At 70.7% G+C, this 16,660-nt stretch carries 12 protein-coding genes; 9 read left to right on the top strand and 3 right to left on the bottom strand.

Features of this window, described 5'->3' with window-relative positions; genetic code table 11:
- Nucleotides 1–94 precede the first annotated feature (94 nt).
- Nucleotides 95–4,048 carry a type VII secretion protein EccCa gene (gene eccCa, locus ACLJTM_RS33740; RefSeq protein WP_411107637.1) on the bottom strand — a complete coding sequence of 1,318 codons (3,954 nt, stop codon included), beginning with the start codon at nucleotides 4,046–4,048 and terminating at the stop codon, nucleotides 95–97.
- Between the two features lie 220 nt (nucleotides 4,049–4,268).
- On the opposite strand from eccCa, the gene eccD reads away from it, so the two are divergent.
- The 6 genes from eccD (at nucleotide 4,269) to ACLJTM_RS33710 (ending at nucleotide 11,383) form a co-directional block, all read left to right on the top strand.
- A complete protein-coding gene (gene eccD, locus ACLJTM_RS33735) occupies nucleotides 4,269–5,786 on the top strand; it encodes a type VII secretion integral membrane protein EccD (RefSeq protein ID WP_411107636.1) in 1,518 nt (505 codons plus the stop codon).
- A gap of 172 nt (nucleotides 5,787–5,958) precedes the next feature.
- A complete protein-coding gene (gene rpsO, locus ACLJTM_RS33730) occupies nucleotides 5,959–6,246 on the top strand; it encodes a 30S ribosomal protein S15 (RefSeq protein WP_329378621.1) in 288 nt (95 codons plus the stop codon).
- A 303-nt stretch (nucleotides 6,247–6,549) separates the two neighbouring features.
- On the top strand, nucleotides 6,550–8,772 hold the full coding sequence (locus tag ACLJTM_RS33725) for a polyribonucleotide nucleotidyltransferase (RefSeq protein ID WP_411107667.1): 2,223 nt from the start codon (nucleotides 6,550–6,552) through the stop codon (nucleotides 8,770–8,772).
- Nucleotides 8,769–10,160: a M16 family metallopeptidase gene (locus ACLJTM_RS33720; RefSeq protein ID WP_411107635.1), complete on the top strand. Its 1,392-nt coding sequence runs from the start codon at nucleotides 8,769–8,771 to the stop codon at nucleotides 10,158–10,160. The genes ACLJTM_RS33725 and ACLJTM_RS33720 overlap by 4 nt, the downstream gene beginning before the upstream one ends.
- Before the next feature lie 14 nt (nucleotides 10,161–10,174).
- Nucleotides 10,175–10,927, top strand: coding sequence for a 4-hydroxy-tetrahydrodipicolinate reductase (dapB, locus tag ACLJTM_RS33715; RefSeq protein WP_411107634.1), 753 nt, complete (start codon nucleotides 10,175–10,177; stop codon nucleotides 10,925–10,927).
- A 3-nt stretch (nucleotides 10,928–10,930) separates the two neighbouring features.
- On the top strand, nucleotides 10,931–11,383 hold the full coding sequence (locus ACLJTM_RS33710; RefSeq protein ID WP_411107633.1) for a hypothetical protein: 453 nt from the start codon (nucleotides 10,931–10,933) through the stop codon (nucleotides 11,381–11,383).
- 36 nt (nucleotides 11,384–11,419) lie between these two features.
- Here the strand turns inward: ACLJTM_RS33710 and ACLJTM_RS33705 are convergent, their stop codons facing one another.
- Entirely contained in the window at nucleotides 11,420–11,980 is a 561-nt protein-coding gene (locus ACLJTM_RS33705; RefSeq protein ID WP_411107632.1) for a PH domain-containing protein, read from the bottom strand.
- A 48-nt stretch (nucleotides 11,981–12,028) separates the two neighbouring features.
- Nucleotides 12,029–12,268 (bottom strand): hypothetical protein, encoded by a 240-nt coding sequence (locus tag ACLJTM_RS33700; RefSeq protein WP_411107631.1) that lies wholly within the window; start codon nucleotides 12,266–12,268, stop codon nucleotides 12,029–12,031.
- A gap of 256 nt (nucleotides 12,269–12,524) precedes the next feature.
- Between ACLJTM_RS33700 and thyX the strand changes: the two genes are divergently transcribed.
- The 3 genes from thyX to ACLJTM_RS33685 all read left to right on the top strand — a co-directional run bounded on the left by thyX (nucleotide 12,525) and on the right by ACLJTM_RS33685 (nucleotide 16,165).
- Entirely contained in the window at nucleotides 12,525–13,265 is a 741-nt protein-coding gene (gene thyX, locus ACLJTM_RS33695) for an FAD-dependent thymidylate synthase (RefSeq protein ID WP_411107630.1), read from the top strand.
- 200 nt (nucleotides 13,266–13,465) lie between these two features.
- The gene (dapA, locus tag ACLJTM_RS33690; protein ID WP_411107629.1) at nucleotides 13,466–14,365 is read left to right on the top strand and encodes a 4-hydroxy-tetrahydrodipicolinate synthase; all 900 of its coding nucleotides are present in this window, start codon (nucleotides 13,466–13,468) and stop codon (nucleotides 14,363–14,365) included.
- A 114-nt stretch (nucleotides 14,366–14,479) separates the two neighbouring features.
- Nucleotides 14,480–16,165 carry a ribonuclease J gene (locus tag ACLJTM_RS33685; RefSeq protein ID WP_411107628.1) on the top strand — a complete coding sequence of 562 codons (1,686 nt, stop codon included), beginning with the start codon at nucleotides 14,480–14,482 and terminating at the stop codon, nucleotides 16,163–16,165.
- Nucleotides 16,166–16,660 lie beyond the last annotated feature (495 nt).

The raw sequence follows: 16,660 nt of genomic DNA, 5'->3' as shown, positions 1-16,660 counted from the left end.
CGAGTATCGGTGCTGTCGCCGCGCACCGGGGGCGATTCCCCCCGGTGCGTGCGCCCGACCGACGGCCCGGCCCGGTGTGGCCCCCCGGTGCGCCCTACACCCCCGGCATGCGCCCGAGCTGCACCAGCGACGTGCCCCGCCTGCGCGTGGCGAAATGGGCCCGGCCCGGAGGCATCGCCCGCGGCCGCACATTGCCGACGAGGTCGCCCTCGGACGGGTCGCCGGACAGCACCACGCCCTGCGCGCCCAACTCCTTGATCCGCTGCATGAACGGCTCGTACATCGAACGCGAGGCGCCCGCCGAGTTCCGCGCGATGATGAAGCGCACGCCCGTGTCCCGGGCGAAGGGCAGGAACTCCACCAGCGGCGCCAGCGGATTGCCCTGGCTGGTGGAGACCAGGTCGAAGTCGTCGATGACGATGAACACGTCCGGCCCGGTCCACCAGCTGCGGTCCCGCAGCTGCTGCGGGGTGACGTCGGCCGGCGGCTGCCGCCGCGAGAACACCCCGGCCAGGGCCTCCATGTGCATCTGCAGGGAGCTCGCCATCGGCGCGTACTCCAGCAGGTGCTCCTCCGGCAGGGCCCCGAGGAGGCCGCGCCGGTAGTCGCCCACCACCAGGCGGGCCTGGTCGGGGGAGTAGCGCTCCGCGATCTGCCGGGCGATGAGCCGCAGCAGGTTCGTCTTGCCCGACTCGCTCTCGCCGAAGACGAGCAGGAAGGGATCGGTGTCGAAGTCGATGAACACCGGCTCCAGGGCCGTCTCGTCGATGCCGATCGCGATCCCCCGCTCCGGGTGCTGCCCGCCCCGGGGCAGCTGGTCGGCGTGCAGCAGCCGCGGCAGCAGCCGCACCCCGGGCGCCGAGGGACCCGGCCAGTGCTGCTTGACCGCGGACACGAACGCGGCCGTGCCCTCGGACACGTCCCCGGCCTCGTGCGAACCGTCGATCCGCGGCAGGGCGCTCAGGAAGTGCAGCTTCTCCGGCACCTGCCCGCGGCCGGGCATCCCCGGGGGCACGTTGGCCGCGACCTTGCGGTCGAACTCCGAGTCCATGACGTCGCCCAGGCGCAGCTCCAGCCGGCCCAGCATCTGGTCCTTCAGAGCGGGCCGCACCTCCATGTACCGGGCCGCGGTGATCACCACGTGGATGCCGTAGCCCAGACCGCGGGCCGCGATGTCCGTGACGACCTGGTCCAGGCCCTCGTACTCGTTGCGGAAGCCGCCCCAGCCGTCGATGACGAGGAAGACGTCGCCCCAGGGCTCGCCGGGCAGCTCGCCCGCCGCCCGCCGCCGCCGGTAGGTGGTGATGGAGTCGATGCCGTGCGACCGGAAGAACTCCTCGCGGCGGTTGAGGATCCCCCCGACCTCCGCGACCGTGCGCCGCACCCGCTCCGGGTCCAGCCGCGAGGCGATCCCGCCCACGTGCGGCAGCTCCGCGACCGCGGACAGGCTGCCGCCGCCGAAGTCCAGCCCGTAGAACTGCACCTCCCGCGGGGTGTGCGTCAGCGCGAAGGACGCGATCAGCGTCCGGACCAGCGTCGACTTGCCCGACTGCGGTCCGCCGACCACCATCATGTGGCCCGCCGCACCGGAGAAGTCCCGGTAGAGCACCTCGCGCCGCTGCTCGAACGGCTTGTCGATGAGGCCGAGCGGGACGACCAGCCCGCCCAGGCGCGTGTACCCCTCGGCCTGCAGTCCGCGCTCCGCCGAGGGAGCCGGCGCGGGCAGCAGCTGGTCCAGCGGAGGCGCCACGTCCAGCGGCGGCAGCCACACCTGGTGCGCCGGCACCCCCTGCCCCTCCAGCCGGCCCACGATCACGTCCAGCACCGTGTCCGCGAGGGCGTCGTCCGCCCGCGCCGGCTGCGCCGCCAGGTACGCCGGGTCCGGGGCCGCGTACACCACCGGCACCGGGGACGCCGTGAACAGCACCGGCCGCCGCTCCAGCGGGAACAGCCCCACCGACAGGTCCGGGCCGCCCGAGCGGTAGGTCCCCGACACGTACGCCGCCTTGAAGCGGGTCATCTCGTCCGTGCCGAACTTCAGGTAGCCCGAACCGGGCACCGACGGCAGGTGGTAGGCGTCCGGTACGCCGATCGCGGTCCGCGACTCCGCCGCCGAGAACGTCCGCAGACCGATCCGGTACGACAGGTACGTGTCCAGGCCGCGCAGCTTGCCCTCCTCCAGGCGCTGCGAGGCCAGCAGCAGGTGCACGCCCAGCGAACGGCCGATGCGGCCGATCTGGATGAACATGTCGATGAAGTCGGGCTTCGCCGTCAGGAGCTCGCTGAACTCGTCGATCACCAGCACCAGGGAGGCCAGCGGCTCCAGCGGCGCACCCGCCGCGCGGGCCTTCTCGTAGTCGTGGATGTTCGCGTAGTTGCCCGCCGACCGCAGCAGCTCCTGCCGCCGCTGCAGCTCACCGCGGATGGAGTCGCCCATCCGGTCCACCAGCGTCAGGTCGTCCGCCAGGTTCGTGATGACCGCCGCGACGTGCGGCATCTGCCCCATGCCGGTGAAGGTCGCACCGCCCTTGAAGTCCGCGAGGACGAAGTTCAGCGTCTCCGAGGTGTGCGTGACCGCCAGACCCAGCACCAGCGTGCGCAGCAGCTCCGACTTGCCGGAGCCGGTCGCGCCCACGCACAGGCCGTGCGGGCCCATGCCCTCCTGCGCGGCCTCCTTCAGGTCCAGCATCACCGGACTGCCGTCCTCGCCGACACCGATCGGCACCCGCAGCCGCTCGCCGGCCGACCGCGGACGCCAGGTCCGCGCCACGTCGACCGCCGCCGCGTCGCCCAGGTTCAGCAGGTCCGTGAAGTCCAGATTGGCCAGCAGCGGCTCGTCGTCGTCCCCGCCGCCGGTGCGCAGCGGCGCCAGCTGACGGGCCAGCGCCTCCGCCGCGGGCAGCGACAGCGTGTCCGGGGTGCCCTCGTACGCGAAGCCCGCCCCCGACTCCAGACGCAGCCGGCCCGGCCGCACCACGACCGACAGGGCGCCCCGCGGCTCGTCCAGCTCGCCCGCGACCACCTCGACGATGGTGACGCCCTGCAGCCCCTCGGCCGCGGCGAAGGCCGAGTCCGGCGGCACCATGCCACCGTCCAGCACGACGACCAGGTGCGGCTGGTCCAGCACCGGGGACACCTCGCGGCTGAACCGCGGCCGCCCCTCCAGGCGGGGTCCCAGCAGCGCCTCCAGCTCGCCCAGGTCGTCACCGAACAGCCGCTTCGTGCCGGCCCCGTCCACCTGCCCCGGCACCTGGGTGTGCGGAAGCCACTTCGTCCAGTCCCACGACGGCACGGCCCCCGGCGCGGCCACCACGGCCACCACCAGGTCCTCGGGGGAGTGCAGGGTCACCAGCTGGGCGAGCAGCGCCCGCGCCGCCCCCCGCGCGGACTCCGGCTCCCCGGACACCGTCACGTGGTAGAACGCCCGCAGCGACAGCGCGACCGGCAGCCCGTCCAGCGAGGAGTGCACCTTCAGGAAACGCTGCATCGCCCCGGCCGTCAGCGGCTCCAGCTCGTCGACGGGGGCGGTCTCCGGCGCCACCAGCGGGGTGGCCAGCCGCTGCGGGCCCAGCCCCAGCCGGACCTGGCCGAAGTCACCGTCGCCGACCCGCCGCTCCCACAGCCGGGAGCCCTCGGCGACCACCGACCACAACTGCTCGGGCGCCGGGTTCAGGTACAGCTGAGCGTCGCGCTGCGCCCGCGCCGTGCGGCGCACCTGACGCCGGGTCTGCGCCAGGTACTTGAGGTAGTCCCGGCGAACGTCCGCCATTTGCCCCTGCGTACCGCGACGGAAGCGCACCAGCTGGGCGATGACCATGCCGACCGTCGACACCAGCATCAGCACACCCATGATGCGCATGAACGGCGCCGCACCCGGCATGAAGAAGAAGACGACCGACGAGCCCATGCCGAGCATCGGCAGGAGCTGCATCAGCATGCCCTCCTGCTGCCCCCGCGGGAGTTCGGGTGGAGCCTCCAGTCGCAGCTCCTCGGAGGGAACTTCGGGCGGCAGGGCCCGCGGCGGGCGTTTGACGACGATCTGGCTCACGGGAGCATCAATCCCTCGAAAGCGGACGGGACGTCGCAACCGGCGCCCCCAAGTCCCGGACACGGAGGGGGTCTCCTCCATGCGACGGTGATCCTACTTGCCGACAGTCGGCCATATGCCCGGTAGGGTGTCGCGCGCAGCATGCGCATCCGCGAACGACCGGTGTCAGGACGCACCGCTCCCGGAGCGCCGCACCGTCGCCAACCAGGGGGTCACACAGGTGAGTACGGCCGCAACGACGGGCTTCTGCAGGGTCACCGTCGTGGCTCCCGACAGCCGGATCGACGTCGCCCTCCCCGAGGACATCGCCGTCGCCGACGTCTACCCCGAGCTGCTGCGCCTCACCGGCCAGACCCAGCCCGTGGGCGCACCCGCCGGCTTCCACCTGGTCCGCCGCTCCGGCACCGTCCTCGACGGCGCCCGCACCCTCGCCGCGCAGCAGGTCCTGGACGGCGAGGTCCTCAGCCTCCGCCCCTTCGCCGAGTCCCTGCCGCCCGCCGTCTTCGACGACGTCTCCGACGCCGTCGCCTCCGCCGTCGTGCGCGACCGGCACCGCTGGAGCGACGACATGCTGCGCGGCGCGGGCCTGGCCGGCGCCGCGGTGCTCCTGGTCCTGCTGGGCTTCGTCCTCTGGTACGCCGACCCGGTCCGGCACGACATGCACGGCCTGCCCGGCGTCATCGCCGCGGCCGCAGGCGTCCTGCTCACGGCCGTGGCCGCCGTGCGCGCCCGGGTCTACCGCGACCGCGGCTCCGCCGTGGCCCTCGGGCTCGGCGCGCTGCCGCTCCTGCTGATCGCCGGCTCCGGCATCGTCGCGCCCGCCGCCGGCCACGGCCCCGGCCGCCTCCAGTTCCTGCTCGGGTGCGTCTGCGTGCTGATCGCCTCCGTCGCCCTGGTCGCGCTCACCCCCAGTGGCGACGCCCCCTTCGTCGCCGCCACCTTCCTGGCCGCCACCGGCACCCTGGCCACCTTCCTCGCCATCACCGCCGACGAGTCGGCCACGGCCACCGCCGCCGTCTGCGCGCCCGTCGCCATCGGACTGGTGGCCTTCCTCCCCGGCCTCTCCGCCCGCTTCGCCCGCCTGCCCATCGGCTACGACGCCCCGCAGAGCGCCACGGACGAGTACGTCGACCACGCGGGGACCCCGGACCGCCACGAGCCCGAGCCGTACGGCGAGCCCGCCGGCGCCGACGCCCACGACCCCGGCGCCCACCTCGACGCCGAGGCCATCGCCGCCCAGGCGCGCCGCGGCCACGAGATGCTGCTCGGCCTCGTCGGCGGCTGCGCCGCGGTCGCCGTCGGCTCCGCCGCCGTCCTCGGCTTCTCCGACCACACCTGGGGCCGGCTCCTCGCCCTGGCCACCGGCCTCGCCATGCTGCTGCGCGCCCGGCTCTTCCGCTACACCTCCCAGGTCGTGTGCGCCCTCGCCGCCGGCCTCGCCGCGCTCGCCCTGCTGATCCTCGGCCTGTCCCTGAACCCGCCGGACGAGCTGGTCCGGGCCCTCCTGGCGGAGCACGACCGCAGCGGCCTGGACCTGCGCACCATCTGGCTGTCCGCCGCCGTGACCGCCGGCGCGGCCCTCCTCGCCGGAATTGCGCTGGTCATCCCCCGCAAGGGTCTGTCACCCTTCTGGGGGCGACTGCTCGACCTCACCGAGGCGGCCGTACTGCTCAGCCTGGTGCCGCTGGCCCTGGCCGTGCTCGACGTCTACTCCCGGGCCCGCTCTCTCACCAGCTGAGACGCGGCACAGCGGCAGCCTGGTACGCTGTGTGACGGCCGTTTGTGTACGCGCCTCCGGAACGCTCTGGGGGCTGCGCTCAGCGGACCCCGCCTCCCGAGTCACGGAAGATCCCCAGAGAATTCGACCTGGGGCACTCGATGGCAACGAAGACCTATTACGAGGAGTACGCGTGCCGCTCGACGCCGCAACGAAGAAGCAGCTCATCGCAGAGTTTGGTGCCAAGGAGGGCGACACCGGCTCCCCCGAGGTCCAGGTCGCGATGCTGTCCCGCCGCATCTCGGACCTGACCGAGCACCTCAAGACGCACAAGCACGACCACCACTCCCGTCGTGGTCTGCTGATCCTGGTCGGCCAGCGCCGCCGCCTGCTGCAGTACCTGGCCAAGAAGGACATCCAGCGCTTCCGTGCGCTGGTGGAGCGCCTCGGCATCCGCCGCGGTGCGGCCGGCGCCAAGTAACACGCGTGAAGGGAGCGGTTCCCACACCCGGGGGCCGCTCCCTTTGCTGTACGTGCGGGACCGCCCGGACCCTTTGTAGTCTGGGAAGGACGCACGCGCGCGTCCCACACGACGTGCACAACTGAAGAGGAGGAGCGCCCTCCCTACGCCGCCGGTCCTCGGTAGTGGCACCCGGAATGCCCCAGCGGGCACCGAACCGGATGCTTCGATCGAAGACCGGCCCCCAGGCAAGGAGCGCTTCTCCGCAACCGTCCGCCGCCACACGGGCTGCGGACGGAGACGACGAAAATGGAGAAAACGCTAGTGGAGAACGAGACCCACTACGCCGAGGCCGTCATTGACAACGGTTCCTTCGGCACCCGCACCATCCGCTTCGAGACGGGCCGTCTGGCCCGCCAGGCCGCCGGCTCCGCCGTTGCCTACCTGGACGACGACACGATGGTGCTTTCCGCCACCACCGCGTCGAAGAAGCCCAAGGACCAGCTCGACTTCTTCCCGCTGACGGTGGACGTCGAGGAGCGGCAGTACGCCGCGGGCAAGATCCCCGGCTCCTTCTTCCGCCGCGAGGGCCGCCCCTCCGAGGACGCGATCCTCACCTGCCGCCTGATCGACCGCCCGCTGCGCCCGTCCTTCAAGAAGGGCCTGCGCAACGAGATCCAGGTCGTCGCCACGATCATGGCGCTCAACCCGGACCACCTGTACGACGTCGTCGCGATCAACGCCGCGTCCGCGTCCACCCAGCTCGCCGGCCTGCCCTTCTCCGGCCCGATCGGCGGCGTCCGCGTCGCACTGATCCGCGGCCAGTGGGTGGCCTTCCCGACGCACACCGAGCTCGAGGACGCCGTCTTCGACATGGTCGTCGCCGGCCGCACCCTCGACGACGGCGACGTCGCGATCATGATGGTCGAGGCCGAGGCCACCGAGAAGACCATCGCCCTCGTCAAGGGCGGCGCCGAGGCGCCGACCGAGGAGATCGTCGCCGCCGGCCTGGAGGCCGCGAAGCCGTTCATCCGGTCCCTCTGCAAGGCCCAGTCGGACCTCGCCGCCAAGGCCGCCAAGCCCGAGGGCGAGTTCCCGGTCTTCCTGGACTACCAGGACGACGTGTACGAGGCTCTCGCGGCCGCCGTCAAGGGCGAGCTCTCCCAGGCGCTGACCATCCCGGGCAAGCAGGACCGCGAGGCCGAGCTGGACCGCGTCAAGGAGATCGCCGCCGAGAAGCTCCTCCCGGCCTTCGAGGGCCGCGAGAAGGAGATCTCCGCCGCCTACCGCAGCCTGACCAAGGCCCTGGTGCGCGAGCGCGTCATCAAGGACAAGGTCCGCATCGACGGCCGCGGGATCACGGACATCCGTACCCTCGCCGCCGAGGTCGAGGCCATCCCGCGCGTGCACGGCTCGGCGCTGTTCGAGCGTGGCGAGACCCAGATCCTGGGCGTCACCACCCTGAACATGCTCCGCATGGAGCAGCAGCTGGACACCCTCTCCCCGGTGACCCGCAAGCGCTACATGCACAACTACAACTTCCCGCCGTACTCCGTCGGTGAGACCGGCCGCGTCGGTTCGCCGAAGCGCCGCGAGATCGGCCACGGCGCGCTCGCCGAGCGCGCGATCGTGCCGGTCCTCCCGACCCGCGAGGAGTTCCCGTACGCGATCCGCCAGGTGTCCGAGGCCCTCGGCTCCAACGGTTCGACGTCCATGGGCTCGGTCTGCGCCTCCACCATGTCGCTGCTGAACGCCGGTGTGCCCCTCAAGGCGCCCGTCGCCGGCATCGCCATGGGCCTGATCTCCCAGGAGATCGACGGCAAGACCCACTACGTCGCCCTCACCGACATCCTCGGTGCGGAGGACGCCTTCGGCGACATGGACTTCAAGGTCGCCGGCACCAAGGAGTTCGTCACCGCGCTCCAGCTGGACACCAAGCTCGACGGCATCCCGGCCTCGGTCCTGGCCGCCGCCCTCAAGCAGGCCCGCGACGCCCGCCTCCACATCCTCGACGTGATGATGGAAGCGATCGACACGCCGGACGCCATGTCCCCCTTCGCCCCCCGGATCATCACGGTCAAGATCCCGGTGGACAAGATCGGCGAGGTCATCGGGCCCAAGGGCAAGATGATCAACCAGATCCAGGAGGACACCGGCGCCGAGATCACGATCGAGGACGACGGCACCATCTACATCGGTGCCGCCGACGGTCCGGCCGCCGAGGCCGCCCGCGCCACGATCAACTCGATCGCCAACCCGACCATGCCGGAGGTCGGCGAGCGCTACCTGGGCACGGTCGTCAAGACCACCACCTTCGGTGCCTTCGTCTCCCTCATGCCCGGCAAGGACGGCCTGCTGCACATCTCGCAGATCCGCAAGCTCGCCGGTGGCAAGCGCGTGGAGAACGTCGAGGACGTGCTCGCGGTCGGCACCAAGGTCCAGGTGGAGATCGCCGAGATCGACCAGCGCGGCAAGCTCTCCCTGATCCCCGTGATCGACGGCGAGGCCGCCGGCGACGACGCTGACAAGGACGACTCCGACAAGTGATGTCGCGTAGTTCCCGTGTGACGGCCCGCCCCTCTTCGGAGGGGCGGGCCGTCGCCCGTACCCAAACCCTCCTCAAGGGGACCAACGGCATCGGCACCGTCCGGCGCACGGTCCTCCCCGGCGGACTGCGCATCGTCACCGAGACGCTGCCCTCCGTCCGCTCCGCCACCTTCGGCATCTGGGCCCACGTCGGCTCCCGTGACGAGACGCCCGCGCTCAACGGCGCCACGCACTACCTGGAGCACCTCCTCTTCAAGGGCACCGGCTCCCGGAGCGCCCTCGACATCTCCTCGGCGATCGACGCGGTCGGCGGAGAGATGAACGCCTTCACGGCGAAGGAGTACACGTGCTACTACGCACGCGTGCTCGACACCGACCTGCCGCTGGCCATCGACGTGGTCTGCGACATGCTGACCGGGTCGCTGATCCGCGAGGAGGACGTCGACGCCGAGCGCGGGGTCATCCTCGAAGAGATCGCGATGACCGAGGACGATCCGGGCGACGTGGTCCACGACCTGTTCGCGCAGACCATGTACGGGGACACCCCCCTGGGCCGCCCCGTCCTCGGCACCGTCGACACGATCAACGCGCTGGGAGCCGAGCGGATCCGCCGCTTCTACAAGAAGCACTACGACCCGACGCACCTGGTCGTCGCCGCGGCCGGCAACGTCGACCACGACAAGGTCGTACGGCAGGTCCGGGCCGCCTTCGAGAAGGCCGGCGCCCTCGGCCGCACCGACGCCGAGCCGGTCGGCCCGCGCACCGGTGCCAAGCGCATCCGCACCTCGGGCCGCGTCGACCTGGTGAGCCGCAAGACCGAGCAGGCCCACGTGGTCCTCGGCATGCCCGGCCTCGCCCGCACCGACGAGCGCCGCTGGGCGCTCGGCGTGCTGAACACCGCCCTCGGCGGCGGCATGTCCTCCCGGCTCTTCCAGGAGGTCCGCGAGAAGCGCGGCCTGGCCTACAGCGTGTACTCGTACACCTCGGGCTTCGCCGACACCGGGCTCTTCGGCGTGTACGCGGGGTGCCGGCCCAGCCAGGTCCACGACGTCCTGCGGATCTGCCGCGACGAACTCGACAAGGTCGCCTCCGACGGGATCAGCGACGAGGAGATCAGGCGGGCCATCGGCCAGCTCTCGGGCTCCACGGTCCTCGGCCTCGAGGACACCGGCGCGATCATGAACCGCATCGGCAAGAGCGAGCTGTGCTGGGGCGACCAGATGTCGGTCGACGACATGCTGGCCCGGATCGCCGCCGTGACCCCGGACGAGGTCCGTGCGGTGGCGCAGGATGTACTCGCCCAGCGGCCCTCGCTCGCGGTGATCGGCCCGCTCAAGGAGAAGCAGGCCGCCCGTCTCGACGAAGCGGTCGCCCAGTCCCGTACGTAGGTAAGGAAGCAAACATGAGCAAGCTGCGCGTGGCGGTCCTCGGTGCTCAGGGCCGCATCGGCGCCGAGGCCGTGAAGGCCGTCGAGGCGGCCGAGGACATGGAGCTGGTGGCCGCCCTCGGCCGCGGCGACAAACTGGAGACCCTGGCCGATGCCGGGGCCCAGGTCGCCGTCGAGCTGACCACCCCCACCTCGGTGATGGGGAACCTCGACTTCCTCATCCGCCACGGCATCCACGCGGTGGTCGGCACCACCGGCTGGACCGAGGACCGCCTCGCGCAGCTGGACACCTGGCTGGAGGGCTCCCCGGAGACCGGCGTGCTCATCGCCCCGAACTTCTCCATCGGCGCCGTCCTCACCATGAAGTTCGCCGCGCAGGCCGCCCGCTACTTCGAGTCCGTCGAGGTCGTGGAACTCCACCACCCGAACAAGGTCGACGCCCCGTCCGGTACGGCCACCCGCACGGCGCAGCTCATCGCCGCCGCCCGCGCCGAAGCCGGCTGCGCCCCGCAGCCCGACGCCACCGCCACCGCCCTCGACGGCGCCCGCGGGGCGGACGTCGACGGGGTACCGGTGCACGCGGTGCGCCTGCGCGGTCTGCTGGCCCACCAGGAGGTCCTCCTGGGCAGCGAAGGCGAGACCCTGACGATCCGTCACGACTCCTTGCACCACAGCAGCTTCATGCCGGGGATCCTGCTCGGCACCCGCCGCGTGGTGCGCACCCCGGGCCTCACCTTCGGCCTCGAACACTTCCTCGACCTGGGCTGAGCCATGCGCGCGAAGATCACCTACTTCCTCACGGCCGCAGTCCTGGTCGTCTACTTCGTCCTGGCCGGCAGCCGGGGGGTGCTGCTGCTCCGGCAGGGCACCTGGCTGACCGTCACCTTCGGCGTGGCGGTACTGATCCTGCCGGTCATCGGCATCTGGTTCCTCTGGAAGAACACCCGCTTCGTCGCCAAGGCCAACCAGCTCGCCGGCGAGCTGGAGGCGGAGGGCGCGCTGCCCGTCGACGAACTGGAGCGGGACCGGTACGGCCGCATCCTGCGGGACTCCGCGGACGAGGTCTTCGCGCGCCGCAAGGCCGAGACCGAGGACGCGCCGGGGGACTGGCGCAGCTGGTTCCGGCTCGCCATCGCCTACCACGACGCCCGGGACACCCCGCGGGCCCGCAAGGCCATGCTCCGGGCCATCGCCCTGCACGACGCGAAGCCCGCACGGGTCTGATCCCCGTACGGGCTCCTGCCGGCCTCCTGCCGCCGCTCAGGCGGGCAGGGGCCGGTACTCCTGCGCCCAGGCCTCGACCGCGTCGGCGGCCCGGTCGAATGCCTCGGTGCGCGACAGGAAGTCGGCGTTGTGGTCGGTCAGCAGCACCGGCAGCTCCGCGCCGCCCCGCCCCGCCACGGTCAGCGCCTGCCCCTGCACGGTCCGCGGCAAGCCGAGCCAGCGCACCGGCTGCTGCACCGTGCGCACCTCGCCGACCTCGCTCCACGCGATCGACCGGGTCCCGAAGAAGCCGACCCGGCGCAGCCCCGTACGGTTCACCCAGACGCCCGCGCGCAGCATCTGCACGGCGGCGCCGATGACGGCCAGCGCGGCGGCCATACAGCCGAGGGCGCCCGGCCAGGTGCCCGCGAAGGCGATGATCATCGTCGCGAGCAGCATGAAGGCGGACAGCAGGAGCAACAGCGCGGCGATGGCCACCCGCCAGGGACCGGGCCGGTAGGGCCGACGCCACCGGTCGCGGTCGTCATGGGCCAGTACCTCGTCGCCGGTGTCTTCCGTGTCGAAGACGCCGTCGGCCGTCAGGAAGGGCAGGGGCACGGCTGGACCTCACTCACATGCACGTTCGGTTGGGCTGTGCCCGTGAGGCTACCGCCCCTGAGCCGCCTCCGACTGCTGCGACGTCTCCGGTGCCTTGCTCGGCTGCAGTGCGGGCATGCCGAGGAGCAGCGATCCGACGAGCCCCGCCACCACGGTCAGTCCGACCAGACTACGGGCGGCCATCTGGGACGGGCTCAGGCGCTCGCGCGGCGGGGGAGTGACGTTGCTGCGGAAGCGGTCGGCCTCGGCGACGAAGGCAAACGGAACGGGTTCGCGCCGGCTGAACATGGAAGCGGCTCTCCTCGGGTTCGGGGCCCCTGCGGGCCGGTGGAGGCGGGATGCTGGTGGTCCGCGTCTGCCCAGTAGGACGTACGAGTCACTCAATCGGTGCCAGAATTCGGGACATTCACCAAAATTCATGGCGCAGCGTCAGCTGCGTACCGCCCGCGCCGGGGCGGCGGGCACCCGGCGGGTGCGATCCGGGCAGCGGGGAGCGACGTAGAGTGGGCGCGCCCCACGTACAGCACGTTCGGAAGGACCCCCGGTGAGCGAGACCGCCGCTTCAGACCTGAAACCCAGCTTCCGCAGCGACGTGACGGTGGAGCTGGTGAAGCACTCCGCCTCCGACTCCGACGTGCTGTGGGCGGCGCGCGTGTCCACCGCCGGCGAGCAGTCGCTGGAGGAGTTGCAGAAGGACCCGGAGCGCTCCAAGGGGCTCATCAACTACCTGATGCGGGACCGGCACGGCAGCCCCTTCGAGCACAACTCGATGACCTTCTTCATCAGCGCGCCGATCTTCGTCTTCCGCGAGTTCATGCGGCACCGCGTGGGCTGGTCCTACAACGAGGAATCGGGCCGCTACAGGGAGCTCCAGCCGGTCTTCTACGTCCCGGACGCCGAGCGCAAGCTCGTCCAGGAGGGCCGCCCCGGCAAGTACGTCTTCGTCGAGGGCACGCAGGTCCAGCAGGAGCTGACCGGACGCGTCATGGAGGACTCCTACCGCCAGGCCTACGAGGCCTACCGGGAGATGCTCGCGGCGGGCGTGGCCCGCGAGGTGGCCCGTTCGGTCCTGCCGGTGGGTCTTTTCTCCTCGATGTACGCCACCTGCAACGCCCGCTCCCTCATGCACTTCCTCGGCCTGCGGACGCAGCACGAGCTCGCAGCGGTGCCGTCCTTCCCGCAGCGGGAGATCGAGATGGTGGGCGAGCAGATGGAGCGGCACTGGGCGCAGCTCATGCCGCTGACCTACGCGGCCTTCAACGGCAACGGACGCGTTGCCCCATAAGGGCCGTTGCACCTACGGCGTACTGATGTGCTGAGGGAAGTCCCAAGTGTCCGTATTGCGACGTTTCGGAAAGTTCATCTAGGCTGATCAAACGGACCCGGCACTGCTTGAACCCCCGAGCAGGCAGTGCCGGTGTCCAACACTCTGTTGACGTCCCCCGAGGGGACACTGCGAGCGTGGCAGCGAGTAGCGTGTTACCCATGGCTCCGATCTCGACTCCGCAGACCCCCTTCGGGCGGGTCCTCACCGCTATGATCACGCCGTTCACGGCGGACGGCGCACTCGACCTCGACGGCGCGCAGCGGCTCGCCGTCCACTTGGTGGACGCAGGCAACGACGGCCTGGTCGTCAACGGCACCACCGGTGAGTCGCCGACCACCACCGACGCGGAGAAAAACGATCTCGTACGAGCCGTCCTCGAAGCCGTCGGAGACCGAGCGCACGTGCTCGCGGGCATCGGCACCAACGACACCCGGCACACGCTCGAACTCGCCCGCGAGGCCGAGCGGACCGGGGCCCACGGCCTGCTGGCCGTGACCCCGTACTACAGCAAGCCGTCGCAGGAGGGCCTCTTCCAGCACTTCACGGCGATCGCCGACGCCACCGGGCTCCCGGTCATGCTCTACGACATTCCCGGGCGCAGTGGTGTCGCGATCGACACCGAAACCCTGGTACGACTGGGCGAGCACCCCCGTATCGTGGCCAACAAGGACGCCAAGGGCGACCTCGGCCAAGCCAGCTGGGCCCTCGCGAAGAGCGGCCTGGCCTGGTATTCGGGTGACGACATGCTGAACCTGCCGCTCCTGTCGATCGGCGCGGTCGGCTTCGTCTCCGTGGTCGGCCACGTGGTCACCCCCGAGCTGCGCGCCCTGCTCGAGGCCCACCTGGGCGGCGACGTCCAGAAGGCTGCCGAGATCCACCAGAAGCTGCTCCCCGTCTACACCGGCATGTTCCGTACCCAGGGTGTGATGACCACCAAGGGCGCGCTGAACCTGCAGGGCCTGCCCGCAGGCCCGCTGAGGCTCCCGCTGGTCGCACTGGACCCCGAAGAGACGGCGCGGCTCAAGCTGGATCTTGCCGCCGGCGGGGTACAGCTCTGACAACAGACTTCACAACTGAACAAGCACAACCGAAACAGACAACAGCAAGTGCACGAATGACATGCGCGCCACGTGCCTTCCGAGGTACGTGGCGTGTGTGGTGAGGAGAGACTTTTGAGCCATCCGCATCCTGAACTCGGTCCCCCGCCGAAGCTCCCCAAGGGCGGCCTCCGGGTCACCCCCCTGGGTGGTCTCGGTGAGATCGGGCGAAACATGACCGTCTTCGAGTTCGACGGCCGCCTGCTGATCGTCGACTGCGGCGTCCTCTTCCCCGAGGAGGAGCAGCCCGGCATCGACCTGATCCTTCCGGACTTCACGTCCATCCGGGACCGCCTCGACGACATCGACGGCATCGTGCTCACGCACGGCCACGAGGACCACATCGGCGCGGTCCCGTACCTGCTGCGCCTGAAGCAGGACATCCCGCTGATCGGGTCCAAGCTGACGCTGGCCCTCATCGAGGCGAAGCTCCAAGAGCACCGCATCCGCCCCTACACCCTTGAGGTGAAGGAGGGCGAGCGGGAGAGCCTCGGGCCGTTCGACTGCGAGTTCATCGCGGTCAACCACTCCATCCCGGACGCGCTGGCCGTGGCCATCCGCACGCCGGCGGGCCTGGTCGTCGCCACCGGCGACTTCAAGATGGACCAGCTCCCGCTGGACAAGCGGCTCACCGACCTGCACGCCTTCGCCCGGCTGAGCGAGGAGGGCATCGACCTCCTCCTCTCGGACTCGACGAACGCCGAGGTCCCGGGCTTCGTCCCGCCGGAGCGCGAGATCTCCAACGTGCTGCGGACGGTCTTCGCGAACGCCCACAGCCGGATCATCGTGGCCAGCTTCGCCAGCCACGTGCACCGCATCCAGCAGATCCTGGACGCGGCCCACGAGTACGGCCGCAGGGTCGCCTTCGTCGGCCGCTCCATGGTCCGCAACATGGGCATCGCCCGCGATCTGGGCTACCTGAAGGTCCCGGCCGGCCTCGTCGTGGACGTGAAGACCCTCGACGACCTCCCGGCCCACGAGGTCGTCCTGGTCTGCACGGGTTCCCAGGGCGAGCCGATGGCCGCCCTGTCCCGCATGGCCAACCGCGACCACCAGATCCGGATCGTCCCCGGCGACACCGTGATCCTCGCGTCGTCCCTGATCCCGGGCAACGAGAACGCGGTCTACCGCGTGATCAACGGCCTGACCCGCTGGGGCGCCAACGTCGTGCACAAGGGCAACGCCAAGGTGCACGTCTCCGGCCACGCCTCCGCGGGCGAGCTGCTGTACTTCTACAACATCTGCAAGCCCCGGAACCTGATGCCGGTCCACGGCGAATGGCGCCACCTGCGGGCCAATGCGGAGCTCGGCGCACAGACGGGCGTCCCGAAGGACCGCATCGTCATCGCCGAGGACGGCGTGGTCGTCGACCTGATCGACGGCAAGGCCCGCATCTCCGGCAAGGTCCAGGCCGGCTACGTGTACGTGGACGGCCTCTCGGTCGGCGACGTCACCGAGGCCCACCTCAAGGACCGCCGCATCCTCGGCGAAGAGGGCATCATCTCGGTCTACGTCGTGGTGGACAGCACCACGGGCAAGGTCGTCAGCGGCCCGAGCATCCAGGCCCGCGGCTCCGGCATCGAGGACTCCGCCTTCACGGCCGTCCTGCCGAAGATCGAGGAAGCCATCGCCCGGGCCGGCGCCGACGGCGTGGCGGAGCCGCACCAGCTGCAGCAGCTCATCCGCCGCACCATGGGCAAGTGGGTCTCGGACGGCTACCGCCGCCGCCCGATGATCCTTCCGGTCGTGGTCGAGGTCTGACCTCGTCGGCAGCGACCACCACACGGTGCGGGGCCCCCGGATTTGCATCCGGGGGCCCCGCTCCAGTACGTTTACGTCTCCACCTCGCACGGACCCCGGCACACACGTGTGCCCGGACCTGTCGTGCGGGCGGGCGGGAATGAAGACCCGGGGAAACCTGATAACGTCTGACCCGCCCGAAAGGGAAAGGCCCACCGAAGGCCGTCGGAATTCCAATCCAGCCGGAAGCGGCAGGAAAAGATTCTGATAGAGTCGGACTCGCCGGAAAGGGAAACGCGAAAGCGGAAACCTGGAAAGCGAATCCCGCTTCGACCGGGAATCGGACACGAAAGAGTCTGATAGAGTCGGAAACGAAGAACGAAGCCCGAAGGAAAGCCCGAGAGGGTGAGTACAAAGGAAGCGTCCGTTCCTTGAGAACTCAACAGCGTGCCAAAAATCAACGCCAGAAGTTGATACCCCGTCCATTTCGGTGGATGAGGTTCCTTTGAAAAAGAC

The organism is Streptomyces sp. cmx-4-9 (assembly GCF_046548835.1).
Classification (GTDB): domain Bacteria; phylum Actinomycetota; class Actinomycetes; order Streptomycetales; family Streptomycetaceae; genus Streptomyces.
This window is presented reverse-complemented; position numbering and strand designations above follow the sequence as displayed.

Excerpts from the sequence above, each read along its gene's own strand:
- dapB (WP_411107634.1), top strand. The coding sequence starts at position 10,175 with ATGAGCAAGCTGCGCGTGGCGGTCCTCGGTGCTCAGGGCCGCATCGGC.
- ACLJTM_RS33710 (WP_411107633.1), top strand. The coding sequence starts at position 10,931 with ATGCGCGCGAAGATCACCTACTTCCTCACGGCCGCAGTCCTGGTCGTC.
- ACLJTM_RS33700 (WP_411107631.1), bottom strand. The coding sequence starts at position 12,268 with ATGTTCAGCCGGCGCGAACCCGTTCCGTTTGCCTTCGTCGCCGAGGCC.
- dapA (WP_411107629.1), top strand. The coding sequence starts at position 13,466 with ATGGCTCCGATCTCGACTCCGCAGACCCCCTTCGGGCGGGTCCTCACC.